Origin of the sequence: Candidatus Pantoea multigeneris, assembly GCF_011752615.1 — a bacterium.
GTDB classification, from domain to species: Bacteria; Pseudomonadota; Gammaproteobacteria; order Enterobacterales; family Enterobacteriaceae; genus Pantoea; species Pantoea multigeneris.
Genome location: NZ_VWXF01000001.1, coordinates 387,381 through 412,794 on the forward strand (window position 1 = coordinate 387,381; position 25,414 = coordinate 412,794).

At 51.1% G+C, this 25,414-nt stretch carries 21 protein-coding genes; 4 read left to right on the plus strand and 17 right to left on the minus strand.

From position 1 onward, the window contains the following. Nucleotides 1-147: 147 nt before the first annotated feature. The 13 genes from F3J40_RS01850 to F3J40_RS01910 all read right to left on the minus strand — a co-directional run bounded on the left by F3J40_RS01850 (nucleotide 148) and on the right by F3J40_RS01910 (nucleotide 16,153). Nucleotides 148-1,296 (minus strand): FtsX-like permease family protein, encoded by a 1,149-nt coding sequence (locus F3J40_RS01850; RefSeq protein WP_167012334.1) that lies wholly within the window; start codon nucleotides 1,294-1,296, stop codon nucleotides 148-150. Then, nucleotides 1,289-2,020, minus strand: a complete 732-nt coding sequence (locus F3J40_RS01855) for an ABC transporter ATP-binding protein (RefSeq protein WP_167012336.1) — start codon at nucleotides 2,018-2,020, stop codon at nucleotides 1,289-1,291. The genes F3J40_RS01850 and F3J40_RS01855 overlap by 8 nt, the downstream gene beginning before the upstream one ends. After that, nucleotides 2,010-3,101, minus strand: coding sequence for an efflux RND transporter periplasmic adaptor subunit (locus F3J40_RS01860; protein WP_167012338.1), 1,092 nt, complete (start codon nucleotides 3,099-3,101; stop codon nucleotides 2,010-2,012). The genes F3J40_RS01855 and F3J40_RS01860 overlap by 11 nt, the downstream gene beginning before the upstream one ends. Further along, a complete protein-coding gene (locus F3J40_RS01865) occupies nucleotides 3,094-5,670 on the minus strand; it encodes a lantibiotic dehydratase (protein ID WP_167012340.1) in 2,577 nt (858 codons plus the stop codon). The genes F3J40_RS01860 and F3J40_RS01865 overlap by 8 nt, the downstream gene beginning before the upstream one ends. Continuing rightward, nucleotides 5,667-6,722: a zinc metalloprotease gene (locus F3J40_RS01870; protein ID WP_167012342.1), complete on the minus strand. Its 1,056-nt coding sequence runs from the start codon at nucleotides 6,720-6,722 to the stop codon at nucleotides 5,667-5,669. Before F3J40_RS01870 ends, F3J40_RS01865 begins: the two co-directional genes overlap by 4 nt. After that, nucleotides 6,709-9,183, minus strand: a complete 2,475-nt coding sequence (locus F3J40_RS01875; RefSeq protein WP_167012344.1) for a nitroreductase family protein — start codon at nucleotides 9,181-9,183, stop codon at nucleotides 6,709-6,711. The genes F3J40_RS01870 and F3J40_RS01875 overlap by 14 nt, the downstream gene beginning before the upstream one ends. Beyond that, nucleotides 9,176-9,802, minus strand: coding sequence for a hypothetical protein (locus tag F3J40_RS01880; RefSeq protein WP_167012346.1), 627 nt, complete (start codon nucleotides 9,800-9,802; stop codon nucleotides 9,176-9,178). Before F3J40_RS01880 ends, F3J40_RS01875 begins: the two co-directional genes overlap by 8 nt. Nucleotides 9,803-9,809: 7 nt before the next feature. Next, nucleotides 9,810-11,171 (minus strand): YcaO-like family protein, encoded by a 1,362-nt coding sequence (locus F3J40_RS01885; protein ID WP_167012348.1) that lies wholly within the window; start codon nucleotides 11,169-11,171, stop codon nucleotides 9,810-9,812. After that, a complete protein-coding gene (locus F3J40_RS01890; RefSeq protein WP_167012350.1) occupies nucleotides 11,158-12,066 on the minus strand; it encodes a thiopeptide-type bacteriocin biosynthesis protein in 909 nt (302 codons plus the stop codon). The genes F3J40_RS01885 and F3J40_RS01890 overlap by 14 nt, the downstream gene beginning before the upstream one ends. A 21-nt stretch (nucleotides 12,067-12,087) precedes the next feature. Then, complete coding sequence (locus F3J40_RS01895; protein WP_167012352.1) at nucleotides 12,088-13,143, minus strand: ABC transporter permease; 1,056 nt, start codon at nucleotides 13,141-13,143, stop codon at nucleotides 12,088-12,090. 2 nt (nucleotides 13,144-13,145) lie between these two features. Beyond that, nucleotides 13,146-14,069, minus strand: a complete 924-nt coding sequence (locus F3J40_RS01900; protein ID WP_167012354.1) for an ABC transporter ATP-binding protein — start codon at nucleotides 14,067-14,069, stop codon at nucleotides 13,146-13,148. Between the two features lie 33 nt (nucleotides 14,070-14,102). Further along, the gene (locus tag F3J40_RS01905; protein ID WP_167012356.1) at nucleotides 14,103-14,351 is read right to left on the minus strand and encodes a hypothetical protein; all 249 of its coding nucleotides are present in this window, start codon (nucleotides 14,349-14,351) and stop codon (nucleotides 14,103-14,105) included. Nucleotides 14,352-14,863: 512 nt separating this feature from the next. Further along, nucleotides 14,864-16,153, minus strand: a complete 1,290-nt coding sequence (locus tag F3J40_RS01910; protein WP_167012358.1) for a FliC/FljB family flagellin — start codon at nucleotides 16,151-16,153, stop codon at nucleotides 14,864-14,866. Nucleotides 16,154-16,417: 264 nt separating this feature from the next. Between F3J40_RS01910 and fliD the strand changes: the two genes are divergently transcribed. From fliD to amyA, 4 genes are all read left to right on the plus strand, one after another. After that, a complete protein-coding gene (gene fliD / locus F3J40_RS01915) occupies nucleotides 16,418-17,845 on the plus strand; it encodes a flagellar filament capping protein FliD (protein ID WP_167012360.1) in 1,428 nt (475 codons plus the stop codon). A 12-nt stretch (nucleotides 17,846-17,857) separates the two neighbouring features. Continuing rightward, nucleotides 17,858-18,265, plus strand: coding sequence for a flagellar export chaperone FliS (fliS, locus tag F3J40_RS01920; protein ID WP_167012362.1), 408 nt, complete (start codon nucleotides 17,858-17,860; stop codon nucleotides 18,263-18,265). After that, nucleotides 18,265-18,585: a flagellar protein FliT gene (fliT, locus tag F3J40_RS01925; protein WP_167012364.1), complete on the plus strand. Its 321-nt coding sequence runs from the start codon at nucleotides 18,265-18,267 to the stop codon at nucleotides 18,583-18,585. Before fliS ends, fliT begins: the two co-directional genes overlap by 1 nt. Nucleotides 18,586-18,681: 96 nt before the next feature. Further along, nucleotides 18,682-20,163: an alpha-amylase gene (gene amyA, locus F3J40_RS01930; RefSeq protein WP_167012366.1), complete on the plus strand. Its 1,482-nt coding sequence runs from the start codon at nucleotides 18,682-18,684 to the stop codon at nucleotides 20,161-20,163. 58 nt (nucleotides 20,164-20,221) lie between these two features. Here the strand turns inward: amyA and nac are convergent, their stop codons facing one another. The 4 genes from nac to F3J40_RS01950 all read right to left on the minus strand — a co-directional run bounded on the left by nac (nucleotide 20,222) and on the right by F3J40_RS01950 (nucleotide 25,051). Then, entirely contained in the window at nucleotides 20,222-21,139 is a 918-nt protein-coding gene (nac, locus tag F3J40_RS01935) for a nitrogen assimilation transcriptional regulator NAC (RefSeq protein WP_017347061.1), read from the minus strand. A gap of 426 nt (nucleotides 21,140-21,565) precedes the next feature. Next, complete coding sequence (locus F3J40_RS01940) at nucleotides 21,566-22,591, minus strand: ABC transporter permease (RefSeq protein ID WP_026042516.1); 1,026 nt, start codon at nucleotides 22,589-22,591, stop codon at nucleotides 21,566-21,568. A 19-nt stretch (nucleotides 22,592-22,610) separates the two neighbouring features. Further along, nucleotides 22,611-24,095 (minus strand): sugar ABC transporter ATP-binding protein, encoded by a 1,485-nt coding sequence (locus tag F3J40_RS01945; protein WP_167012367.1) that lies wholly within the window; start codon nucleotides 24,093-24,095, stop codon nucleotides 22,611-22,613. A 32-nt stretch (nucleotides 24,096-24,127) separates the two neighbouring features. Beyond that, complete coding sequence (locus F3J40_RS01950) at nucleotides 24,128-25,051, minus strand: sugar ABC transporter substrate-binding protein (RefSeq protein ID WP_167012369.1); 924 nt, start codon at nucleotides 25,049-25,051, stop codon at nucleotides 24,128-24,130. Nucleotides 25,052-25,414 lie beyond the last annotated feature (363 nt).

Below are 25,414 nucleotides of genomic sequence, written 5' to 3' on the forward strand. Positions count from 1 at the left end.
TCAGTATCGAAACGCCAGCAATAACAACAAATGCCAGAATAATTGCGACAAGGTAGAGTGGCCGCCGCAGGTAATGTTGCAGAGAAACTCGGGTAAGCATCACTGTCTGATGCATAAATGAGGACGAGGAATGTGCCACCGGTGTCGTCATACACTCCTCCCCTTAAGCGCCATGACGCGCAAGATGGGAGCGGGTAAAGCCAATACAATCAACCCAGTAGCCACCGCGAAGGTCAGCCCAAAATCCACTGGTGTCAGCCGCAATCCGGTTAATGCCAGGGGTCCCCAGAATTTACCGGCGATCACCAGGGCCAAACCAATAAGGCTACCCACGATGCTCCCAGGCAGAATGAAAGCACATTGTTGTAAAACAGCGGTGACCATAATCCATTGTTTCTGATAGCCAGACAGATACAGTAATCCATACTCTTCGGCATTCTTTTGCAAGATGACAATAAGGTTTGCTATCAGCAATATAGCCAGCAAAATAAAGACGCTAATGTTGATAAAGGAGATGGCGCGACGGATATCAAACATTCTTTTCAGCAATTGCTGCATATGAATATTCTTCGTCGCCGTCTGGGTAATACCCTGATAAAGATTACTATCAAACAACGCATCTATCGTTTTTGCCAACTCAGAAGCGTGGGTGTTGGCGTTGGGTGTGACCATGAAATAACTGACCAGCCCTTTACTGTTGCTGCTGAGCCGGTCCTGAAAATAGTCATAGTGAAAATAGAGCCCCGGAAAAGCATTACTGTCACTGTTACTGACCAGACCGCTAATAACAAGATCAAAGATTCCGCTATCGCGAACAGGCCAGATAGCAGACTGCAACGGTAGACGGCCGCCAACCTGCAGATCATAACGTTCGGCAAAACGCTTATCCACTAACACCCCGTTCTTCTGCTGATGCCAGGTACTGAGTGCCTGGGCAGAGACATGCAACTCAGGGTTCATAGAAAAGAAGTTTTGCTCATCGACCGCAAGGGCCGGTACGGTCCAGGCTGGATGACGAAAATAGGCACCGGTCCAGGCAGCAAAACTCACTTTGTTGACCCCCGGCACCACGGCGATTTTTGCCTGATAATATTCCGGCAAAGGCATCTGCGAGTTGATGCCATTAAGAACCAGTAGCTGTTTATCGGCATCCTGATCCCTGTCCGGGCTTAGGGCGTGAGACAGCCCAAGTGACACCTGCAAGGTCGCAAACCCGGCAATGACGAATACCGAGATTAAAAACAACCGCACACGATGCTGGCAGACGCTCTTGACGATATAAACCCACCTAATCATCTTTACCGCCCTGCGCTTTAACGGGGTTCTCTTCCTTCAAACCGCCGTTATCAAGTCGATAATGCCGATCGGCATATAATGCGACTTCAGGATCGTGCGTCACGACTACAATGGTTTTACCGTATTCATCACAAAGCTGGCGCAATAAATCCATGATCTTTTTGCCCATCTCACGGTTTAAGTCACCCGTTGGCTCATCACAGAGAATAATGTCAGGATTGCCCACAATGGCGCGAGCAATAGCAATGCGCTGCTGCTCGCCGCCTGAGAGTTCTGCCGGAAGGTGCTGACGTCGGTGCCCCATCTCAACCATATTAAGTGCAGCATCAATACGATGCTGTCGCTCTTTTTTAGACAACTGCCACAATCCAAGCGGTAGCTCAATATTCTGGCTGGCACTTAAAACCGGAATCAGACAGTAAAACTGAAAAATAAAACCAATATGCCGCCCACGCAGCGCAGTTCTTTGCCTCTCACTCATTAGAGTGAAATTATTATCCGCCAACAGCACCTCGCCGCTGTCAGCACGGCTGACACCCGAAATGATATCCAGCAGCGTCGATTTACCCGCGCCTGATGGCCCCATAATACTGACCATCTCTCCCCTGTGGACTTGCATATCCAGATTTTCCAGCACCTGAATATGTTCCCGATTACGCGAATAGGTTTTTTTGACCTTTGTCAGAGCAATAACGATGCTATTAGCTGTTCCTTCAACCTGCATTATTCGCCTCCTGGTTGTGCTGAAAATCTACGTGCACGGTCATATTGTGTTTAAGAACCGCCGGACTGTTATGCAGCTCAATCTGAACCAGTACCGCTGCACGGCTCTCATCTACGACAGGTGAAATAAAACTGACGGAGCCAGGCAACGTAACATTACGGAGTGCGTCTGGCATCACCTTCACAGCTTGCCCATATTTTATTCGCGCAAGGAAGGATTCCGGCACCCAGACATCAGCATGGAAAGGGGATGTCGACACGATGGTCGCAATACCGGTACGCGCGTAGCTGTCTGCTGAGGACACCGGCGAAACGATTTCACCCAATGCCGCATCGAGTGACACCACCCTGCCATCGAACGGGGCGCGAATAATTGCTTTACTTAGATTAATCTGGTTACGCTCCAGCACATTCTCCGCATCCCTGACCTGAAGCGTGGCGTTACGCAACGCTGAATCCGTTTTCAGCCAGTCAACTCGGGCATTATCAACGTCCTGAGTGGATGTCAGATGGGTCGCAGATAACTTCATTTGCCGTTCGTATCGCGCCTTCATTAAAGGCAGCAGTGCTTGCTGATATTGCATGGCATTTTGCGCGGAATGCAGTTGGATTATCGCCTCATCAACGGCATTTTGCTGGTAAGTGGTGTCCAGTTCCGCCACCTGGTCTCCCCGTTTAATCAGCTGGCCACGCTTGACGTAAATTTTTGCAATCGTTCCGGTTACCTCTGCAGATACCGTGGAGATTTGCTGGGCTTTAATGAGCCCTGCAGCTGAGAGGCCTTTTTCCTGAATGGAGCCGGGCTCTTTTTTTGCAACTAAAGGGGGCTGAATCTCCGATGCTGCCGTCGGCACCTTCGCCGTATCCACAGCGTTTTTTAACGGAGCCGTTGCCCACCAGGCTCCCCCTTCCCAGGCGCAACAGAACAGCACCAGGCCTGTGACCACCCAAAGAACAGGATATTTATTGAGACGTTGCGCTTTCTGCGAGGCAACAGACTGGCCTTCTATTGCGCCAGTGATCACTTTAAGCGCCGCCTCTCGCTGCGACGATTCCTGGCTAGAACCACGGCTATCATTCATCCTGGGCCCCGTCCGTTGCGCTCTGTCTCGTGATATTCATTTCCAGCATAAATTCGCTGACATAAGTGCGGTTATCCTGCTGACACCAGGAGGGTGATGACGGTGAAGGTAAGGCCTCGCGCAACACCAACCATTCGGCATCACGAGCCAAATCAAACAGATAGCTGGCACAGCTGGCGACACTGACCCGACACCACATGGGTTTACGCATACTGGTAGCAGCTAACGCCTCCCAGCTGAAAAAATCGCTATGCTGACCATGTACGTAAATTTCCTGGGGAATTGCGCATTCTTCAAAGAGATCAAGTAAAGCCGCAACCCGCTCTGCTGCGTTTTTTGCCGGATAGCGCTTTTTTAGCCACGAGGCGCGTATCCACCAGGTTTCCCTGATAAGCACACAGTTATCAATTTCCAGTCTTGGCTGGTGGCGAAGATGTTGATTCACCGTTTCTGGATTGTCAGAGGCGATGATCATATCCGCGCCAGGGCGTCCAATCTGGACCGGCTCTGACAGCGCAATAAGCAGATATTTCGGCCCCCAGGCAGCCATCGGCGTACTCCCGCCGATATAATGCAGGTGCAACGGTAGGTTTTGGTGATCCGTCAACTCAAGCAGGCCGTTTACGGGATTATGGCGAATACGAAGTTTACTCAGGCACAAGTCTGCTTCACTCTGCGCCGTTTCATCAAGACACAGAGCCCTTTCACTGAGTCGTGCATGGGCCTGTAAGTTGCTTGACTCTCCGCTGACGGAAAGGACAACGGGATGTTTTTCCCCCGAGACCTGTTTTAACCAGTTATTTAATCCTCTTGCCAACGACACTTCGTCACCTCCAGAAGTGCTGCGAGCTGACTGCCACCCAGACCGGCTATAGGCCAGGTTAACGACGACACGCGGAGTCCCCTCCATCACTTCTTTGTAATCTCTTGCATCTGTCTGGCAGTACACCGTCAGAGGCAGCGCGGCATTTACGACTGCGATATCCTGCGACATTGCGTGCAGCGCCTGCCAGGTCTCTGGGTTATATCCCATACTGAACTGGATAAATTCTTGCCAGGCTGAATCAATAAAGTCAGCCACATTGTGGCATTCACCCCCGATCCCAAAACGCTGTATAAATCGCTGATGCAACCAAAGGTAATCCATTGAAAAATGTGCACAAGATGCCAGAACACGCGCAATCCGTTTACCTGTTTTCTCAATAAACTCAGCGGATAGTGTCATGACCGACTCGGTAGATTTTACATCTTCAAAAACCAGCGTCCGGATTGCTGGGCGCGAGCGGGTATCTAACATGCGATGCAACTGTTGCCATTGCTGCTGAATACTCTGTAAACAGGCGGGGCGGTCATCGGCTGGGCAGGCGCTAAATTGTCTTCCTTGCTGTTCCAGCAAAGCTATGCCCCTGGTGATCTCATGCCAGGGCAGTATCGGAGGTAACTCAGGTATCAGCTGTTTTAACGCATTGGCCAGAGTTGTTGCTGGCGCAGGATCATGCGCGTTCCACTGAATAGCCGGGCGAATAGCATCCTGCCGTAGCATCTGGCGAATCAGGCGCTTAGCATCATCAACCGTGTAACCGTGAGCTTCCAGCCGTGCTAATAAGTCGGCTGGTGAGAAAATGGTGTCCAGCTCAACCAATACCGGCTTAAGCATTCGGACTGGCACACGGCTGACCGTTAACTCTTCGGCCCACAGCATGCCCTGCCGCAACTGATACTGTCGCGCACGGCCCCTTGCGTGAGACTCATGCAGTAAACCAGGACTGATCACCAGTGGCAAGTTACGTTCAAACAGAGCAACCGACTGATATAGCGCTTCACGTAAGCTCACCACAATGCTGCGATTCAACACGCTGTGTCGGGTGAGCTCGGTCCGTAAGGCGGAATTAACATCGCATGGCGTGTTGCCCGCCACATTGATTGCCGCCGTAATGCCAAAACTGCTGAAAGGGCTGGTTTTCATTGTGGCTCGGATAAAAAAGCTGAACAGGCTTTTTTCCAGAGCATGGCGCTTTTTACGTGACATTGCGTTCCAGTCACGCGCGTTCAGACTGGTCACCAGTGAAGGTGCCGCCAGCGCCAATGCTTGCCGAAAATCAGGTTGTGTTGCTACCTGTCGTAACAGGCCGCTGGTCACTTCAATATCCTCTTCAACAGCCTGACAAAACCGCTGCTGCAAATTCTGAATTTTAGCCTTAATCGCGGCATACTTTTCTAAAAGTCTCAGCATGTCGGGGGCATATTGCCTCAGATAGCACAGGGATTCATTAGCAAGATCTACCTCGCGTTGATTATAAATGGCCCGTCGAAGATTGAGCAGATTCTGACGTACAGAAATGATTTGAACAGAGGCAATCACATCATAGAGTTTATCGGTACACATTTGCGCCAACTGTGCACCCTCACGCTGGTGCTGACGTAAGCTGGCGTGAATTTCGCTGCACTGGTTACCGTTTAACGCGCTGGCGTGGTCCACAGAGAGACCCGCGAGCCGCAGGAAACTAAAATCAGCAAACTGAACATTAATGCGTTGGGTATCGAAGATGCCAGCATGTGAGGTGGTCACAAGATGCTCCCCGTAATGCGCGCCAGCAGTGCCAGCACCAGTAAGATGTATATTGCCATCCACAGGTTGAAAACCAGACGAGCAACGGTAACACCTAAAACCTTCCCGCTGGCAGAGCCAAACTGTTTTGCTGGAGAGAACAGGGAATAATACATACTGCTACCATCTGATGCCCTGAATGGCGTCAGGTTAAAAAACAGTCCCATCATCATCCCCAGAGAAGCATATTCTCCCGTCAGGTACAGTGGCGTTACTGGGCTAGCTGTCAACATGATTGCCGCACAGCAGCCGGCGAAGATGAGATCCACTAGCGGACCCGCTAATGCGACCTGAAAATGCAAATTACGTTCTGGGGAGAGCTGGACTGTGCTGGTATTAACATACACCGAGGGAACAAAGAACCCGCGAAACATTAACCCTGCCCCAGCCACTGGAAAACCATAGAAGCGGCATACGGTCGCATGAGCCATTTCATGCGTAACTATCCAAATAAGCCAGAGACTCACGACAGCAACGCAGGTACCCGGTGTTAGCGCAAAGACATGATCAAGCGGCGCATACTTAGTGGCAGACTGGCTCAGACTAAAGAGTGACAAAGCCACCATAAAATCCAGTAACAGATGGCGAAAAATTGCCGGGCTAAGTCTGATAAGCTGAGCCACGTTCAATGCCAGTTTGTCTGGATTAGGTAATTTCCAGCGCTCTACTCGCCAGCTTTGCGGCCGCGAAGGTTGAGACAATTTTAAACTGCTTAATGCATCACGGTCGGCCTGAATAAATCCGGCATCATTAAACTTTGCTAAAAGTGTACGTAGCGCCAGCGCCAGTTCACTTTCTGAATGACGCGGGTAGTGATCCTGCAACTGTTGTAGCAGGTGGGCGTAGCACTGCGGCTTAGAGAGTTGCGTTGCCATTAGCCTGCCCAGCCCGGTTAGCTTTAGTGCCCGTTCAAACTGACCGCCAGCGATCACCAGGGTGTAGCTATCAATTTCGCTGCTGACAACATCCTGCCGCAGTGCCCAACGGTTGCTACTCTGTTCAGGGGTGAGCATCTGTCTCTCCAGCAGTACTGCCCGGCTGACCGAGAACCAGAGAAAACATCACGCTGTTATGAAATCCGTCAATATCCAGCTGTCTGAGCCCATGCTCCAGAAAACCGCCGCACGGTGCGCCAATCAATCCTGCATCCGTTGCCCCAAGCCAGGCAAGCGCTACCGCCGCGCCAGCCTGACGCTGCAGGTCTAAATAGCCTTGCTTACCTCTTGAAGTGAGTATCGAAGCCAGAGGTGCCACTACCAGTAAAATAACGCCAGAACGGGCAAAACTCGTCTGGTTGACACAGGCAGTCAGTTGACGGGCATTGAGGCTTCCTTTGTAGACCCATTGCGCCCTTTCAGCGCCTGTACAGGCAAACACGCCTGCGCATCCCGATTCACCTTCACCGGGCAAAATCACCCACGGCTGCCAGTCAACAGCATCGGAGATTTGTAACGAATGTCTCTCCTTCTCCGCCAGCATGAGGGCCACCAGCCTTATCACGACATCAGCCGGAACGGATTGTGTTCCGAACCCATATTGAGCACGACGGTTTAGCATCAGAGATTCCAGCGTGACATCAGACTGCAATAACTGTTTTAACAGTGATTGTTGCCAATTAAAGGTACTGGTACGTAATTCCTGCGACTGGCCAACACCACAATACCCCTGATAACTCAATAACAGCTCACTGCTGCTGACCTTCCTCGTCAGCAGGGGATTAACGGCTATAGCACTAGCGGGTATGTCCGAAGAAAACAGATGAAAAACAGAGGCAACAATATGTTCGTGTCCACCTTCAGCCTGAAATAGCGCGTCCGTCATGCGATCGTAATCATTTACGGTCGCTTCACAGATATGCCAGCCCATTGCCGCAGCAGAAACGTTGAGATAGCTGGCCGCGACTCCGCTATCCAGGAAAGCAAGGTTAAGACCAAAATCATCATATTTATCGCGCAGCCTGGCGAGGTAACTGCTTATCAGAATCGTAGCGGCTGGTGTATCAGGCTCCTGCACACCCAGAGGCCCATATAACTGGCGTAACAGAGCGCTATATTGTGCGATGGTAATACGCTCGAGCTGATGGTTTTCACCGTTGTAGTAATATATGCCCGGATTCATTCCCTCCACTGCGTTGATAACAACATAGAAGGAGACTGATTGCAGGCTGCCTGCTGAGGGGGCAATACGTCGTAAAGACCCGTCAGCCAGCTTTTGCTGGCCACCTGAAAACTGCAGCAGATTGAATAATTGCGCTGGCGTAATATCAGCACTCTGCTGGCGGAGAGACAAGGTATTGTCTTCCGTCGGCGCAGGATATGAATCACCCTCAGAGGCGGGTAATAGTGCATGGCCCGATTCAGCATATAGCTTGATATTTTTCAGTGCAAAATGCGTCTGAAACAGGGTAGGAGCAAGATATTCATGCGGCGGAGGCCGAGTGCTGACATGGTGTAGCCAACTGATATATGCACCCTCAGTGGAGGGTGAAATCACATTATTTTCCCAGCAGGTCCCCCACAATCGTGCGATGCGCACACGATGGATGTACCCCCCCTTACCACTTAAGTCATGCAGACGCAGCGTATTAATATAAAGCTCACGTGTCAGCCCCGACAAAAGTTGAGTAAATTCATGTAGCGCTAACACCGCCCACCACGCTGCAACCAACTCGTCATTTTGATCGCCAGGCGCTACAAGCTGGCGTGAAGCGCAACGGTGGGTGGCGCTGTAGCCAGGAACCACATAGGGTCCTTGCTGCACCTCTTCAAGGCCGATTCTGACACAGAAGTAAGGAAGTCCCGCTGCCAGCCAGGCATCCATGAATATCTCGACTGACTCAACCTGTTTTTCGCCGGTGCAAATAAACAAGGCGTGCGTGGCATTGGTTGGGAAAGCTGACAACGCCTCCAACGCTATCACATGCGCATCGGCAAACGGGACATTGTCGAGGGCACGATCCAGGGCGTCGCACAATGCAGCCGGCGCAATGACCAATGGCACAATCCGCTGCATCGCCCCAACCACATTCGCCCGGTTGCTGTACTTGCGGGTGTTACCAATAAACCGGCCATACCACGCAGCGATGGTTTGGTTTCCGTTAAATTCTGATAACGTGCTGTCACTCTCTTCCAGTAGACCATAGCGGAATAGCAATGAGATGAAACCTATTGCGCCCCCTGCGACTGCATCGCCTGTTAGCCTCTCAAGCTGATCAAGCGTTTTGCTACCGTCCAGCAGGCTCAGCAGTTTTTTGAGGACAGGAATACCCTGGGCGCAATGCAGCGTCCTTGGAATCTGTGAACCGTAGAGCGTCAGACTGGTAGGCGAAACCGGCACCCAAATGAGTTCGGGTATCAAACGCGGTTTCTGTGGCAGGCCAACCTGTAAATCTTCATTCTGGTTAAACTGGTTGGCAGACATGGCAGTGCTGACCAGGTTCTCAGGCAGCCCCCTTTTTGGGTTCTCTTCACTCATGCAAAATGCCCTCCAGCCCGCGGCGCAATGCCTGAGTCCAGCGTTGTTCCGTCGAGGAAAACTGCAGTTGCCGACAGTCACAGCCATGTAATGCAAGTATCCGGCTTTCAATCGCGTGCCCATCTGCCAGGCTAAAAACCGACATGACTCCGGCATCTTTCAACTGGCAACGTAAATGTTGCAACATTTTAATGACTGCCATTTCAATAAGTGCAGGCATGTATCCCCGTAACTCAGCGCGAGGAGTGGCTTCAAGATAGGCGTGGAAATCCCGGTCCTGTTTAGCCGTGCGCGGCTTCTCGACCATACTGGCACTGCGTTTGGACGCACAACCAAAACAGACCGACTTGCCTGGAATGACTAAGGGGCCGCAGGTGAGAGCATCATCGCTTAAGATGACGGCAGAATGCGGAATTGCAGCCAAATGCAGCTGTTGAGTGAGCGCCGGAAGCGATGCCGGGTGGCGGCCAGATAATATCATGACAACAAAAGAAGGTTGAGTTACCTCCCATGGGTGTGCACGGGCTTCATCAAACCGCATAAGTGTGGCTGAAGAAACCCGCTGCTGCAGTGCCCGAGCGGTTATCGCATCAAATTCCCTTTCGTAAACAATGATCATCAGTGTCTCAGGCAAATGGCTGGGGATAAGGATTGATGGTCCGTTGACGTCCATCACGCTGTTCTAATCTATTTCTGACATTCTGAAGACGACTGTGCCCAAGATAGCGAGCAGTATGGCAAGCGGACATGGGCATCAGGCCTGGGATCACTGCGCGTACTACATGCAACCCTACATCTCGCAGCTCATCGGTGGTTAAATCCACCATAACGATATCCATTCCCAGTGCAGAAAAATGGCGGGTGAGGTAACGTAGCTGGTTTTCCGGGTCTGCTGGCATCCCTGAACTAAGCTGATCCAGCGTCACTGCCTCACCGATGGACTGCCTCTGAGGATGCAACAGGAAATCGAAAGCTGGACGTTGCTCACGCCTTCCCATATAAATCGCACCGTGTTCAAGTTCGATAAAGTCCTGAATATCATCGGGTATGGGCAAATTATGCTCAAGAATGGTGCGGCCTACCGCGCTTTCGCGAATTAATTTGGTGTATGAAGTCCAGGGGTCAAAATGCGTCGAGCAGTTTACAAATTGCGCGGCATGCTTGCTGCCAGCTCTGAGCTGAACGCTGTAGAGTGTGGGTACACCCGTATCCAGCGTGACATTGAATACCCGGTGTTCAAGACAACTATTGCGTAAACGTCTGACCTTTTCAGCATGCTCTTCCGGAACAGAGTCTCCAGTGAGAACACCCGGATGCTCCATTTTCAACAGCCAGGTAAGCGCTATCGCGTCGCGCTCAATCACTTCACAAATGGCAGAGACTGCGGCCTGAGCAAGATCAACATGCGCGGCAACCCCGGTTGAGATAGGTAGCCAGAAGTGTTCACCCGGCCAGGCGCGCGCAAATAAATGCGTCATCATAAGAGGGACCCAGCAGGTTCTTTGCTGTGTTAGCGAATAGCCTGCTACCCAGCGCAGAGGTGCCTGCGGATCGATTGGTCGAATAAAACAGCGCGGGTTCGCATATTCTTCAGCGGAACAGCGTGGGATATCCTCAGCCTGTATGCCTTCATTAGCCATTTCATTGAATGAGGCGACTTTAATATCACGCTTATCATAAACACAGGTGGCGTAGCGTTCGGCAGCTTCTGCTACCGAACGAACCAATGCCAGATCCAGCGACTCATCTGCTCCACAACCTGTCAGTTCGACCTGGCCTTTGGTTGCACCAGCAAGGTCGGCAATATGTGGATAGGCTAAAGAGATTAAACCTGTACCTGCGATAACGGAATGGAAACGCGGGATATGCAGTTCCCGGCTACGTAAAGCTGTAGCACTTTTGACAACCCCACCAAGAGGAGAAACCAAAGAAAGAAACGGGTATCGCTGCAGACGCTCAGGTGAGAGCATCAAATTATGCAAGTTCATAGTGATAACCTGACTCTTCTGCAGTGGCAAGCAACGTGGCAATGTAAGCCTCTTCCAGCGTGTTAAAGCCAAGGCGGTTGTTCATCAGATGAATAAAATGGAATGCAATTAATTCCAATATGTCCTTCGGAAACTGACCTGCTTTTTTAATATAATCATCACGGCCCTGAGCTAAATGCTCCCGCCATGTCTGGATGAGGTGCTGCTCAGTAACACTCAATGATGATAAGCCCGGCACCAGCTCTTCCCCGGCATCCAGCAGGTTGTATGCCTGTTCGGCAAAAGCCATTTTGAGCGAACCGATGGCCGGATTACCGGAAAGCCAGAACGTGGCATAGCGGGTTAAAAAAACCTGCCTGTTTTCGGGTTTAATAAATACCTGGAGGCCAGTGAGGAAAAGCGGTAATACCAGGTCCTTACGATTCAGATCGCCTTGCCGTTCATGCTTAATAATCTTTCTTGCCAGTATGCTGGATTGGCTGAAGACTCTTTCCGCAATGGCGATGCCCTCCTCACCACCGTATTTATCATACTCTGGCACGTAATCATCTTTAATACAGAATGCAGAAAACTGCGGCCCTGTGTGCAGTGGCTCTGAATGCCCGGTAATTGAAATTAGCGGTTCATAGGTATTATAGGGCGCAGTATCAACTTCAGTCATTCCGTCATGTAACAGCGAGAAAATCTCGGTATCGAGCGATTTCTGCCCTACAGGTAATTGAATACGCAGCCGTAAATGGGTGCCGTTTTCATCAATATAGCGCAGATAGAACCAGGGATGATTCAGGAGCAGCGAGTCTATTTTATTCAGAATGTCCACAATGACATAATCAAGTACATCATGACGCTGACCGACATAAAGCTTGTAATAAACCCACTCCCTTGAATTCAACATTTGATACTCTCCCTGATACAATTAGTTTTTTTTAGGTTCGAAATTAAAAAGTCTGATGCCGATTAAACCCGACAGTACCAGATAAACAAAGATGCCCGTCATCGATTCTGCGATGGTGAACATGGAGGAATAACCCGTGGTAACATAATGCAGAGCTTCACTGATGAAGCCTACAGGCGTAGTAAAGACTAAGACTTCCCATGGTGAACCGTTAATATCACTAAACATCTGACCAAAAAAGATACAATAAAAATTCAGGACAATCAGAAACGCAGAAGCCACCGACATTCGACTAAAAAACCCCGCGATTGCATAGCCATAGCTGACAAGCGTCAGTGCTGCACTGCACACTACTCCAATAAATAATATGGGGTGTTTAACCGGTACTTTGAATATAAACACAGCAATACTGGTAAGTATCAACAGTTGCAAGACAGAAATCAGAAAACGTACCGCTATCTGTGAGCTCAGTAAGCTTAAACGCGGCACGGGAATGACTTGATAGAGCCGATACAGGCCTTTTTCTTTGGCCATCACCACGGGTGAAGCTGTACCAAATAAAGCGACCTGAAGTAAAGACAAACATAAAATAGCGGCGAATGAATAATCCAGCCCGGTGTGGCGGTTATTAGAAACAATTCGCGTAGCAATATCTGGCCTGCTGTTTTTTATCGCACTATCATGTTGTAAAGTCGTTTTAATCAATGTCGTCAGGTTAAGGTACTCACTTGAAGAAGCGACCATTGGCGGGGAATTATCAGAAACACTGACAACCACCTGAAACTTCCCGCTACTAATAAGCGTATTTACAGACTCATCTCCATCAAGCCTGGTCGTGTTAAATAAACTAATCTCTTTTAGCCTGTTTTCTACCACATTGGCACCTGCCGAAGTGCCGACAATAGCCACATTTGCCGTGAACGCTTTATCTACATCTTGCTCATTTTTAGACATGCCATAAGCCACAATAAAAAAAACCGGCATGATGAATGAAAATAGAAAAGGCAGTATGTCACGAGTATACTCTTTGAGATTAGCCCGGAACATTGCGCAGAAAACTGACCAGTGATATGCCACAGTTATTCCCTGAGTGTTTTTCCCGTAAGTTTAATAAATACATCTTCCAGGCTGCTTTGAGAGACCTGAAGACTATTCATCTTCAGATGATGCATTTTTTCGAGTTGCTGCAGCTGATGCATCGTTTGACTAATATCCGTCACTTCCAGTCGAATATCTGAACCTTGTATGCTCAGTTGTTCAGGACTAAAAGCAGCCCGTAATTTATCTTTATGAACATCATCTACAGTAAAGCGGATGAGATGTTCTGGGCAGTACCGGCTAATGAGATTTTGCGGCGTATCGTTATCAAGGATTTTACCGTTATCCATAATCACGACGCGGGTGCAAAGCGCCTCAACTTCATCCATCTGGTGGGTGCTCATTACCACAGCACGCTCTTCTCGCACCTGTTTTTCAAGCAACAGCGACCAGATGTAGCGACGGCTCTGAGGATCGAGATCACCTGTGGGTTCATCAAGGAATAATAGTTCGGGTCTGCCAACTAACGCTACAGCCAGTGCCAGCCGTCGCTGCTGACCTCCCGAAAGCCTGGAGAATCTGGTCCTGCTTTGTTGCTCAAGGCCAACCCGACTGATGACTTCATCGACAGCCATAGCACGATAGTACAGAGCGTGGTACAGAGTAACCATTTCCCGCACGGTGAGCAGTGGAGGAAGTGCAAAGAATTGCGGAGCAATGCCAATGCGCTGGCGAGCCGAAAAAGAGAGCCCGCGGCAAACATCTTCCCCAAACAGCGAAACCGAGCCCAGATCGAACTTTATTAATCCCTGCAAGCACTCCAGAGAGGTCGTTTTACCTGCGCCGTTGGGGCCGACAAGCCCAACAATTTCCCCTTTGCACACCTTAAGGGAGAAATTGTCTACGGCCAGAATATCTTTAAAAGATTTTCTGACTTTATCGGCATCAACAATGCTTTCACTCACCCGCAAACTCCCTTTGCCATATAAGGTCTGAGATCAGGAGCTTGAGCCTGTACTCGCAACGCTACCCATTGAACCTGCTGTTGCGGCAGACGATGTACATCCCCCCAGGCAACCACCTGAAGTGCTCAGGCTTAAGGCTGAAGAAGCGCAATCGCTTAAGTAATGTAATGTTTCGGTGATTTCTTCAATGCCAAGATCCAACGCCTGATGGTCAGGAAAATCTTTTTGAAGAGTTAAATCAAGACGATGTGAAGCTTTTCCTGCTGAAACAATCGAAAACATGCTGGCTCCTTTAGCGCATTTACAGAAAAAACATTAAACAATCACAAACTAATGAGAATCATTACACAAAACTTACACGACGACAACCAGATACTGTGTCAGCCAATGCAATAAGCATAAAATACGTTCGGTTGAGAAATCGCGACTCTATATGTCGCACACAGATGAGCGTTACTACTGATTCGTGACGAAATTCGTGCGTGAGGATGGGGATTTTTTTGTCATTTTTGCGCGCTGGCTAGAAGACAAAGTCTGTCCGGTGGTGCTGGTATGCGCTGAGATCGGTCTCAAACAAAGATCAGGGGATTTCAGAGAGGGATGCCTCTTTTTAATCAACGGTAATTCTCATAGAGAGCGCATCAAAGAAGGCGTTATGATGGGTGTAATATGCAGGCACAGCGGGTTTCTCATTGAATAAAAGTACTCTTCAATGATCACATCACACTGTGCCTGTTTTTATTTCCCGCCTGTTACCTGAAATAACTCAGAGCCAGACGGGATTACGGGACCGATTAGCCCTGCAGCAGTGACAGAACCTGCTGTGGAACCTGGTTCGCTTTCGCCAACACGGAGTTACCTGCCTGCTGGATGATCTGCGCTTTCGACATGTTCGACACTTCGGTCGCGTAGTCCGCATCCTGAATACGCGACTGCGCTTCAGACAGGTTGGTGGTGGTGTTGTTCAGGTTGGTGATAGCAGAGTCCAGACGGTTCTGTACCGCACCCAGGCTTGAACGGAAGGTATCAACCTGAGAAATCGCTTTGTCCAGCAGCGCCAGTGGATCGCTGGTGGCCACACCGGTGTACAGGTTAGAGTTGTCTGCATCTGCGATGTCGTCGATGTCGCTCTTACCGGTGGTCGCGGTTGCGCCGCCGTTCACGATTGCAGAAGCTGCTACAGAGTAGTCTTTGCCCTGTACAGACACGAAGCCCACTGCGCCGCCGCTGGCGTCTGCGCCGACTTTGATTGGCTGACCAGACATTACGCCTGAAGATACGCCGTTTGCAGTATCTTCGTAATCCACTTCGGTGGTGTTCAGTTTAACTGCGCCGCCTGAACCAACAGATACAGAGTAGTTATCAGTACCGTTGCTCACGACATAGGTAGAAGTCGCGTCGCCGTTGCTGTCCAGTACGCTGTGCAGAGACAGGTTGCTGGCATCGGTTTTCAGTGCAGTTGCTACTGAGCTCAGGTCCACATCTTTCATTGCGGTGCCAGAAGAAGAAGCATCGCCGATGGTGGTGATATCGTCGCTCAGTTTCAGCGAGTTGCTGTCTACTGAGAAGCCTTTCAGGCCCAGAGAAGAGGAGTCGATTTTCTGCAGGTCGATAGAGATGGTTTCGCCATCGTTAGAACCTACCTGAATTTTCATTGAACCGTTTTTCGCCAGCACGTTCACGCCGTTGAACTGGGTCTGACCTGATACGCGGTCAATTTCGTCCAGACGAGATTTGATTTCGTCCTGGATTGAAGTCTGGTCAGAATCGGAGTTGGTGCCGTTCTGAGACTGTACAGTCAGTTCACGGATACGCTGTAAGTTGTTGTTGATTTCTGACAGTGCGCCTTCAGTGGTCTGCGCAGCTGAGATACCGTCGTTAGCGTTACGTGCAGCCTGAGTCAGGCCGTTGATGCTTGAAGTGAAACGGTTAGCAATTGCTTCGCCAGCCGCATCGTCTTTTGCGCTGTTGATACGCAGACCTGATGACAGACGCTCAATCGAGGTAGACAGTGCAGACTGGTTTTTGTTGATGTTGTTTTGTGTGATCAGCGAGAGGCTGTTAGTATTAATGACCTGTGCCATGGTTTCAGTTCCTGTTATTCAAGTCTACGGTTACGTTGTGGGTTCAACCCGTCGGCTTCATCGCCGTCAAAGTTGTTATCGTCTGTCCCCCAGGAACCTTTAGATTTTTTTTCCTGTCGCCGCAAAAAACCTGACCCGCCGAAATACCCCTCTTTATTGCAGCTGTTCCCGACATTATCTCCCTGCCCTGCACCGTAAACTTTTTTTCAGAATGGCCGATAACCCCGCTATTCCCTTTCCGTGTCGACAAGATAAGGATCTACTATGGCAGCAACGATAACGAACCTGGGAGTCGGTTCTGGCCTCAACTTAAGCGATATTCTGGACAGCCTGGAAACCGCTGAGAAAGCCTCTCTGACCCCCATTTCTACCCAGCAGACCTCTTACACCGCTAAACTTTCCGCGTATGCCACGCTGAAAAGTGCGCTGACCACGTTCCAGACCGCGAACACCACGCTGAATAATGCGGACCTGTTCACCGCCACCTCGGCCACCAGCAGCACCTCTTCCGTGAGCGCGACCACGTCTGGCACCACCGTTGCCGGACGCTATACCATCAGCGTTTCCCAGCTGGCGCAGGCGCAGACGCTGACCACAGCGGTGCAATCCAGCAACTCCACCGCCCTGGGCGACAGCTCGGCCACCAGCCGCAGTCTGGCGATCACCCTGGCCGATGGCACCAGCAAAAGCATCTCCCTGACCACTGCGCAAACGTCGCTGACCGGTATGCGTGATGCGATCAACGGTGCCGATGCGGGCGTCAGTGCCAGTATCATTAAAGTGGCTGATGGCAGCTATCGCCTGTCATTAACCTCCAGTGAAACCGGCACCGATAACGCGGTCTCTTCACTGACCGTGACGGGTGACGATACGCTGCAAAACATCATCGGCTATGACGCAACGGCCAGCAGCAACCCGATGACAGAAAGCGTTACGGCGCAGAATGCCAAGCTGACGGTGAATAATGTTGCCATTGAGAACAGCAGCAACACCATCGACGATGCGCTGGAAGGCATTACGCTGAACCTGAATGATGTCACCACCGGCAACCAGACGCTGACCATCACCAAGGACACCAGCAAAGCCGAAAACGCAGTTAAAGGCTTTGTCGATGCCTACAATACGCTGCTGGACCAGTTCAGTTCACTGACCAAGTACACGGCGGTGGATGCCGGATCCGACTCACAGGACTCCAGCAACGGCGCACTGGTGGGTGACAGTACCCTGCGTACCATTCAGACCCAGTTGAAGAGCCTGCTGACCAACTCCTCCAGTACCTCCAGCTTTAAAACACTGGCGCAAATCGGGGTCACCACCGACCCGACCAGCGGTGAACTGGAACTGGATACCGACAAGCTGGAAACGGCACTGAGCGATGACTCCGATGGCGTGAAAGCGATGATCATTGGTGATGGTAAAACCACTGGTATTGCAACCACCGTGGCCAGCAGCCTGACCACCTGGCTCTCCAGCACCGGTATTGTTCAGGCTGCGACCGATGGCGTGAGCAAGACGCTCAACAACCTGACTGAGCAGTACAACAATATGAGCGATCGCATCGATGACCTGATCGCGCGTTATAAAACCCAGTTCACCGCGCTGGATGTGACGATGAGTAAGCTGACCAGTACCAGTACTTATCTGTCACAGCAGTTCTCGACCACCTCTTCCAGCTCCAGTAGCTCATCCTGATAAGGAGTGACTATGTACAGTGCGACAGGCACCCAGGCCTACGCAAAGATTGGCGTAGAGAGTGCGGTAATGAGCGCCAGCCAGCAGCAGTTAGTCACAATGTTGTTTGATGGCGCATTAAGTGCGTTGATTCGCGCGCGTCTGTTCATGCAGGAAGGTAACCTGCAAGGCAAAGGCAATGCGCTCTCGAAAGCAATCAATATCATCGAAAATGGCCTAAAACAGGGTCTGGATGAACAGAGCGGCGATGAGCTGACCACCAATCTGGTGGCACTCTACGCCTATATGGTGCGCCGTCTGTTGCAGGCAAACCTGCGCAATGAAGTGGCGGCAGTAGAAGAAGTGGAAGGCCTGCTGCGAAATATCGCTGATGCCTGGCGTGAAGTTGCGATGCCTGGCCAACTACAGGATGCGGTGTAATGAACACGACATGGCAACAGGTGCTACAGCAGAGCAATACGCTGTTACAGCTTGCCTCCATTGGCGAGTGGGATTCATTGATCGCATTGCGCCCGGCCTACAGCGAGGCCGTGCAGGCACTGCCGCTCACCGCCCTTGATACACGAGAGCAACTGCTGTTCACACAAATCCGTGATAACGATCAACAGCTTAAACAGTTGATGGCAAACCGGATGAACGAACTGACCACCCTGATTGGACAGTCCTCTAATCAAAAATCCGTGATGAACGCCTACGGTAAACAGGGCGGACAGATGCTGCTCCCGCGCGATAACGGCTAATTCCCCCCACGATAAACGCCCTTTTTTCATCATTGGGGCGTTTTTTTTTGCACTTCATCCATACTCAGTATTCCCTCTCTGTGGAGTGCATGAACGATGTCTAACCCAACATTATTGCAGTTTTTCCACTGGTACTACCCAGACGGCGGCAAACTCTGGCCTGAAGTGGCGGAGAAAGCGGCCTGGCTAAGTGAAGTGGGTATCACAATGGTATGGCTACCGCCGGCTTACAAAGGCGAATCAGGAGGGTTTTCGGTAGGTTATGACACCTACGATCTGTTTGACCTGGGGGAGTTTGATCAAAAAGGCAGTGTTGCCACCAAATATGGCGATAAAGCGCAATTACTGGCAGCCGTAGACAGCCTGCGCAGCCATAACGTCGGCGTGTTGATGGATGTAGTGCTAAACCACAAAATGGGGGCCGATGAAAAAGAGCGCGTGCAGATCAATCGCGTCAATCCAGACAACCGCGAAGAGATCAGCGAAGAGGTGATTGAGGCCGAGGCCTGGACACGTTTCACCTTCCCCGCGCGCGGCGGGCAGTATTCGCAGTTTATCTGGGACTATAAATGCTTCAGCGGCGTCGACCACATTGAAAACCCCGATGAGAACGGGGTATTTAAAATCGTTAACGACTACACCGCAGAAGGCTGGAACGATCAGGTGGATGATGAGCTGGGAAATTTTGACTACCTGATGGGCGCCAATATCGACTTCCGTAACAACGCCGTCAGTGAAGAGTTGAAATACTGGGCGCGCTGGGTGATGCAGCAAGTCCCCTGCACCGGCTTCCGCCTCGACGCAGTCAAACATATTCCGGCCTGGTTCTATAAAACCTGGATTGATCACATTCAGGAGGCGGCCGAACAGCCGATGTTTATCGTGGCGGAATACTGGTCGTTTGAAATCGACAAGTTGCAGGAATATATTCACCAGGTCGAGGGCAAAACCATGCTGTTTGATGCCCCGCTGCACATGAACTTCCACCACGCCTCTACCGCCGGTAGCGATTTTGATCTGAGCACCATTTTCGATGGCACCCTGGTGCAGGCGGATCCGTGGCACGCGGTAACCATTGTCGCCAACCACGACACCCAGCCACTGCAATCACTCGAAGCCCCGGTGGAACCCTGGTTTAAACCCCTGGCTTACGCGCTGATCTTATTGCGTGAGCAGGGATTACCCACCGTGTTCTATCCGGACCTGTTCGGGGCGCATTACGAAGATGAAGGCGGCGACGGTGAAATTTATGCTATCGATATGCCCGTTATCCCTGAGCTGCAAGCGTTGATGCAGGCACGTCAGCAGTTCGCCTGGGGCGCGCAGACCGACTACTTTGACCACCCCAACTGCGTTGCCTTCAGTCGCAGCGGCACCGAAGAGCATCCGGGTTGCGTGGTGGTGATGTCGAACGGCGAAGCGGGAGAGAAAACCATCACGCTGGGCGAAGGGTTTGCAGGCAAGCAATGGCGAGATTATCTGGGCCACCGGGAAGAGACGGTTACCCTGGATGAGGCCGGTGTGGCGGCATTCTATTGCAATGCGGGTAGCGTTAGCGTTTGGGTATTAAGCGAATAAACGCCTGGCCCTCTTAAACCACTTAAGAGGGCCAGCCATCATCATTAACAGCCAGCGATTAACCGACCAGCATCAACTCACGTTCTGCTTCCGCGGGTGCGCTAAGCAGTGACATCAACACATCCTGCACCGCCTGCGCGGAAGCCGACATGGGCAGACGCGATGAGACATTCAGCGTTAATGGCAGATTCAGCGAAGGCGTCGTAATGCGGGCCATCCATGCCTGGGTTGATGCCACCAGCGCACGCGCGGCTGACTCCGGCAACAGTGTGACACCCATGCCACTGGATACTGCCGCCGTCAGGGTGGCAATCGACTCAATCTCACCGACAATGCGGGCGCTCAAACGGCGCAGCGAGAAAGCTTCATCTACACGCTGGCGTACCGCACTGTAATCTCGCGGCAGGAAGAGGTTCATCTGCGCCACATCGGCCAGGTCCACCGAGCTGCCTGGGCAGTCCGTCGCACCAACCAGATAGAGATCTTCCTTTAATAACGTGGTGCTGTTGAGACCGGCAATCACGGTGCGGTCATACAGGATAGCCATATCCAGTTGCCCGTTAGCCACTTTCTCATTCAGCGTATTGCCGCTGTTTTCATGCAGATACACCACAATCTCTGGATACTGTTCACGGACTTTTTGCAGCAATGGCATGGTCAGTGATGACGCCGCCGTGCCCGGTGCCAGGCCAATCGAGACCTGACCATTCAGTGTCTGGCCGGCATTAATCACGGCCGTTTGCGCCTGTTCGCACTGACGCAGAATGGTACGAGCATGGGAATAGAGGATCTTCCCGGCTTCGGTGGGGGTTACGCCACGTTTCGTGCGGATCAGCAGTTGTTGATCGAGTTCGCTTTCCAGCGTCGCCACCTGCTGGCTCAGCGCAGGTTGCGCAATATGCAGCACTTCCGCCGCCTGAGTCAGGCTGCCGATATCGACGATTTTTACAAAATACTTCAGCCGTCTTAAGTTCATATTGCCTCCATCACCTGTCGCAAAAAACTTTGTGAGTGTTATGTGCCGCTGTGCAGCTTGATGAATAAGAGATTGCAATATGCAGGCCAGAAATTGGCGCGGGTGTAAATTTTTGTCATGAGCCGGGCTAATTGGGCGGAAAATAAGCCTTTCTGATTATTTCTGCGGCGGGATTAATCCCGCTAACCGAGATTACCTGATGCGAGCGGGTCGCTGCTGCACGTTGCTGGTGCAAAAAATGCCTGTCAGGCGTGCATAAAAGTGATGGCTCAGGAGCCATTCTGGTGCATGGGATCACATAATCGGGCAAAAGTTGACGCAAAACGGTGGAATAGTCATCAATCTGCGGGGGGCGTCAGTAGGAAAACTTATTGTGCGAGAAAGCCTCTTCACCCGATGCAGCGCCGATGAAGAGGCCTGGAGAACTTAACGTTTTTTGCGGTTGCGACGCATATCGATTGTCACGGCCGCGACGATGATGATGCCCTTAATGATGTCCTGCACGTAAGCATCAACCCCGACGAAGGTGAATCCGCTTTTGATCAGGCCAAGGATCACCGCACCAATCAGCGTACCGGTAATGCGACCCACGCCGCCCATCAGGCTGCTACCACCGATTACCGCAGCGGCGATGGCATCCAGCTCATAGGCCATACCCATGCTTGACTGCCCGCTGCTCACCCTTGCGGCCAGCACCACCCCTGCCAGGCCAGACAGCGCACCGGCAATGGTATAAACGATGATCAGGTACTTATTCACCTTGATGCCAGAGACTTTGGCCGAGGTCATGTTACCGCCAATGGCATACACATATTTGCCGTAGCGGGTGTGTTTGAGCGCCACATGGAACAGCGCCGCCACCACGAGGAAAATAATCACCGGCATCGCGCCCTGGCCGATAGACGTAAAGCCATCAGACAGGAAGCTGATCGGATTGCCCTGAGTGTAGTACTGTGCCAAACCGCGTGCTGACACCATCATGCCGAGGGTGGCAATAAACGGAGGAATGCCAGTACGGGTGATCAGGAAACCGTTGCACAAGCCGCAGAGCAAGCCGACCCCAATCCCCGCAACAATTGGGATGACCGCAGGCAGGTTCACCAGTGAAGGGAACATCGGCGACAGGCTGTCGGAGGTTTGCGCCAGGCTGGCAGCCACTACGGCGGTTAAAGCAATCACCGAGCCGGAGGAGAGGTCGATCCCCGTGGTAATAATGACCTGAGTCACCCCCACCGCGATAATGCCGATAATCGCGACCTGAAGCACGATTAACACCAGACGGTTGGTGTTCATCAGGAATGACTGATCGCGCACATACCAACCGGCAATTTCGAACACCAGCGCAATGCCAATCATCACGATAAAGATACCGGTGTCTTTAGGCAGTTTATGCCGCAGGTTACTGAAGAAAGAACGCTGCTCACTATTCGTAGGTGTTGCTGTAATTTTCATATTGCTCATGGTGTGCGCCTCAGTCGGATGCCAACGACAAGATGGTTTCCTGGTCGGCTTCTTCTTTATCGAGGATGCCGGTAATTCGCCCTTCATGCATGACCATGACGCGGTCACTCATACCGAGAATTTCTGGTAATTCAGAAGAGACCATAATGATGGCGACCCCACGGTTCGCCAGTTCACTGATCAAACGATAGATTTCAGCCTTCGCGCCAACGTCGATACCGCGCGTAGGTTCATCAAGGATTAATATTTTTGGCTGTGCCAGTAACCAGCGCGCAATCAACACTTTTTGCTGATTCCCCCCGCTGAGGTTATTAATAATCTGATCCATGGTCGGGGTTTTAATATTCAGGCGCCGTATCTGTTCCATACAGTCCTGCGCCATTTTGACATGGCTGACAAACCCGGCCTTGCCGATATATTCCGGCATATTGACGATGCTCATGTTTTCTAATACTGACAGCACAAGGAACAGCCCCGATTTCTTACGATCTTCGGTTAAAAACGCCATGCCTTTTTCGATAGCCGTAGAAGGTGCATCGATCTTGACGGGGACGCCGTCGATCAAGACTTCGCCGCTATCGAAACTTTCCATCCCAAACAGGCTTTCCATCACCTCACTACGGCCGGCCCCCACTAGCCCGGCCACCCCGAGGATCTCGCCCCGGCGCACGCTAAAGCTGACATCATGGAAGCGATCTTTACTGCACAGATTGCGCACTGTGAGGACATCTTCGCCGATGGCGTTGTTGAATTTAGGAAACAGTTGGGTCAGTTCGCGTCCTACCATCTGGGTAATCAGTGACTGACGCGTAAACTCAGTGGTGTTTTTGCTGCCGATCCAGGTGCCGTCACGGAACACGCTGATCTCATCGGTGATGGCAAAGATCTCATCCATTTTATGGCTGATATAGATGATGGCTTTACCCTGCTCGCGCAGGTCACGAATGATGGTGAACAGATGGGCGACTTCACTCTCGGTTAAAGCAGAGGTGGGTTCGTCCATGATCACAATGTCTGAGTTCCAGGATACTGCCTTGGCAATTTCCACCATCTGCTGAGCGGCAATGCTGAGTTCGCCCACCAGACGGTCCGCTTTAAGCCGAATATTCAGGCGGTTGAGCAGTGCCTGGGTCTGCGTATTCAGGGTGGCGTGGTCGACAAACCCATATTTCATCGGCTCACGGCCCAGCCAGATATTCTCAGCGACCGTCATATACGGCACCAGGTTTAACTCCTGGTGGATCATTGAGATCCCGGAACGTAACGCATCCATCGTATCGTGGAACTGTACCTGCTCGCCTTTAATTCGGATGGTGCCCTGATCGGGGGTATACATCCCGATCAGGCATTTCATTAAAGTCGATTTGCCCGCGCCGTTTTCGCCCATTAAGGCATGTACTGTTCCTGGACGCACACGCAGTGAGACATTATCCAGTGCTTTGACTCCAGGGAAGAACTTACTGATACCTTCGGCTTCAAGCGCAAAAGCATTCATGATTCACCTCCGTACTTCGCAACCGGGATTGGTTATTTCAGGTTTTTATTTTCGAACTCGGCCATATTGTCTTTGGTAATCAACTGGTAAGGGATGTTGATCACTTTGTCGACCTTCTCGCCGTTTGCCAGTTTCACCGCAGCGTCTACTGCACCTTCACCCTGCCCTTTTGCGTCCTGGAATACGGTGGCCACCATTTTGCCGTTTTTCAGCATCTGCAAGGCATCTGGCGTGCCGTCCACACCTGCAATCAGGATGTGATTCGGGTTTTTACCCAATGCCTGGAGTGCGCCAATCGCCATCTCATCGTTATTTGACGCAATTGCCTGAATATCATCTCCCGCAGTTAACCAGTTACTCACCACATCTACTGCGTCATTGCGCATAAATTTCGCGGTTTGTTTCTGCACCACTTTAATGTCCGGATATTTCGCCGCGACCGCCTCTACGCCTTTGGTACGGTCACGGGTCGATTCGTTAGCCAGATCCCCCATTAAGATCGCTACGTTGCCTTTACCGTTCATTGCTTTTGCCAGCGCTTCCATTTGTAAGCGCCCCGCTAACTCAGAATCCGAACCGACATAGGCCATTTTGTCGCCCAGTTCACCGGCGGGCTTACGGTTGACGAACACCAGCGGAATATTGGCTTTTTTCGCCGCATCGACGATAGGTTTTACCGCGTTGGTATCCACCGGGTTAACGATGATGGCGTCAACACCCTGACCAATGAAGTTCTGGACCTGCTGCAACTGCTGTGAGACATCACCCTTGGCATCTTCGACCTGACCTTTGACGTTGTCTTTGGTCATCTCTTTTTGCATCGCCGTGCGTAAGATGGTCAGGAAGTTATCGTCGAACAGCGCCATAGAGACGCCTACCTGAAGATCTTTCGCCATTGCGGCGGCAGGCAGCATGCAAACTAACAGTGAAGCAACGATGGTTTTTTTGATGTTCATAAATGACCCTTTATTGTTCGTTAACTTGCCCAGGGTGGCTGCCACCGCGAATGAAAAAAAACTTTCATTCATGCAACGCTGCTGGTGTTTTTCATCTGTAGGTAAAGAAACAATCTATCAATGCCACGGCTTTCCTTTGCGAGAAAATCACCCTATCTGTCTGTAATTAAATCATTTTATCCTGATATCCTTTCCTGTTCGGTGGGGTTGTTCACGTCGGTGATAGTTAGCAGTTCATTTATTTCACCAAGTGATATTTTGAAATTTTCATCATAAAAGCACTGAAATGATTGTTTTAGAATCACCGAATAACAAAAATTTGACACGCCTCTAACATCTGCGCAGAAATCAGAGAAAAGTGAG

Excerpts from the sequence above, each read along its gene's own strand:
- F3J40_RS01850 (WP_167012334.1), bottom strand. The coding sequence starts at position 1,296 with ATGATTAGGTGGGTTTATATCGTCAAGAGCGTCTGCCAGCATCGTGTG.
- F3J40_RS01855 (WP_167012336.1), bottom strand. The coding sequence starts at position 2,020 with ATGCAGGTTGAAGGAACAGCTAATAGCATCGTTATTGCTCTGACAAAG.
- F3J40_RS01860 (WP_167012338.1), bottom strand. The coding sequence starts at position 3,101 with ATGAATGATAGCCGTGGTTCTAGCCAGGAATCGTCGCAGCGAGAGGCG.
- F3J40_RS01870 (WP_167012342.1), bottom strand. The coding sequence starts at position 6,722 with ATGCTCACCCCTGAACAGAGTAGCAACCGTTGGGCACTGCGGCAGGAT.
- F3J40_RS01875 (WP_167012344.1), bottom strand. The coding sequence starts at position 9,183 with ATGAGTGAAGAGAACCCAAAAAGGGGGCTGCCTGAGAACCTGGTCAGC.
- F3J40_RS01880 (WP_167012346.1), bottom strand. The coding sequence starts at position 9,802 with ATGATCATTGTTTACGAAAGGGAATTTGATGCGATAACCGCTCGGGCA.
- F3J40_RS01885 (WP_167012348.1), bottom strand. The coding sequence starts at position 11,171 with ATGAACTTGCATAATTTGATGCTCTCACCTGAGCGTCTGCAGCGATAC.
- F3J40_RS01890 (WP_167012350.1), bottom strand. The coding sequence starts at position 12,066 with ATGTTGAATTCAAGGGAGTGGGTTTATTACAAGCTTTATGTCGGTCAG.
- F3J40_RS01905 (WP_167012356.1), bottom strand. The coding sequence starts at position 14,351 with ATGTTTTCGATTGTTTCAGCAGGAAAAGCTTCACATCGTCTTGATTTA.
- F3J40_RS01910 (WP_167012358.1), bottom strand. The coding sequence starts at position 16,153 with ATGGCACAGGTCATTAATACTAACAGCCTCTCGCTGATCACACAAAAC.
- fliD (WP_167012360.1), top strand. The coding sequence starts at position 16,418 with ATGGCAGCAACGATAACGAACCTGGGAGTCGGTTCTGGCCTCAACTTA.
- fliS (WP_167012362.1), top strand. The coding sequence starts at position 17,858 with ATGTACAGTGCGACAGGCACCCAGGCCTACGCAAAGATTGGCGTAGAG.
- fliT (WP_167012364.1), top strand. The coding sequence starts at position 18,265 with ATGAACACGACATGGCAACAGGTGCTACAGCAGAGCAATACGCTGTTA.
- amyA (WP_167012366.1), top strand. The coding sequence starts at position 18,682 with ATGTCTAACCCAACATTATTGCAGTTTTTCCACTGGTACTACCCAGAC.
- nac (WP_017347061.1), bottom strand. The coding sequence starts at position 21,139 with ATGAACTTAAGACGGCTGAAGTATTTTGTAAAAATCGTCGATATCGGC.
- F3J40_RS01940 (WP_026042516.1), bottom strand. The coding sequence starts at position 22,591 with ATGAAAATTACAGCAACACCTACGAATAGTGAGCAGCGTTCTTTCTTC.
- F3J40_RS01945 (WP_167012367.1), bottom strand. The coding sequence starts at position 24,095 with ATGAATGCTTTTGCGCTTGAAGCCGAAGGTATCAGTAAGTTCTTCCCT.
- F3J40_RS01950 (WP_167012369.1), bottom strand. The coding sequence starts at position 25,051 with ATGAACATCAAAAAAACCATCGTTGCTTCACTGTTAGTTTGCATGCTG.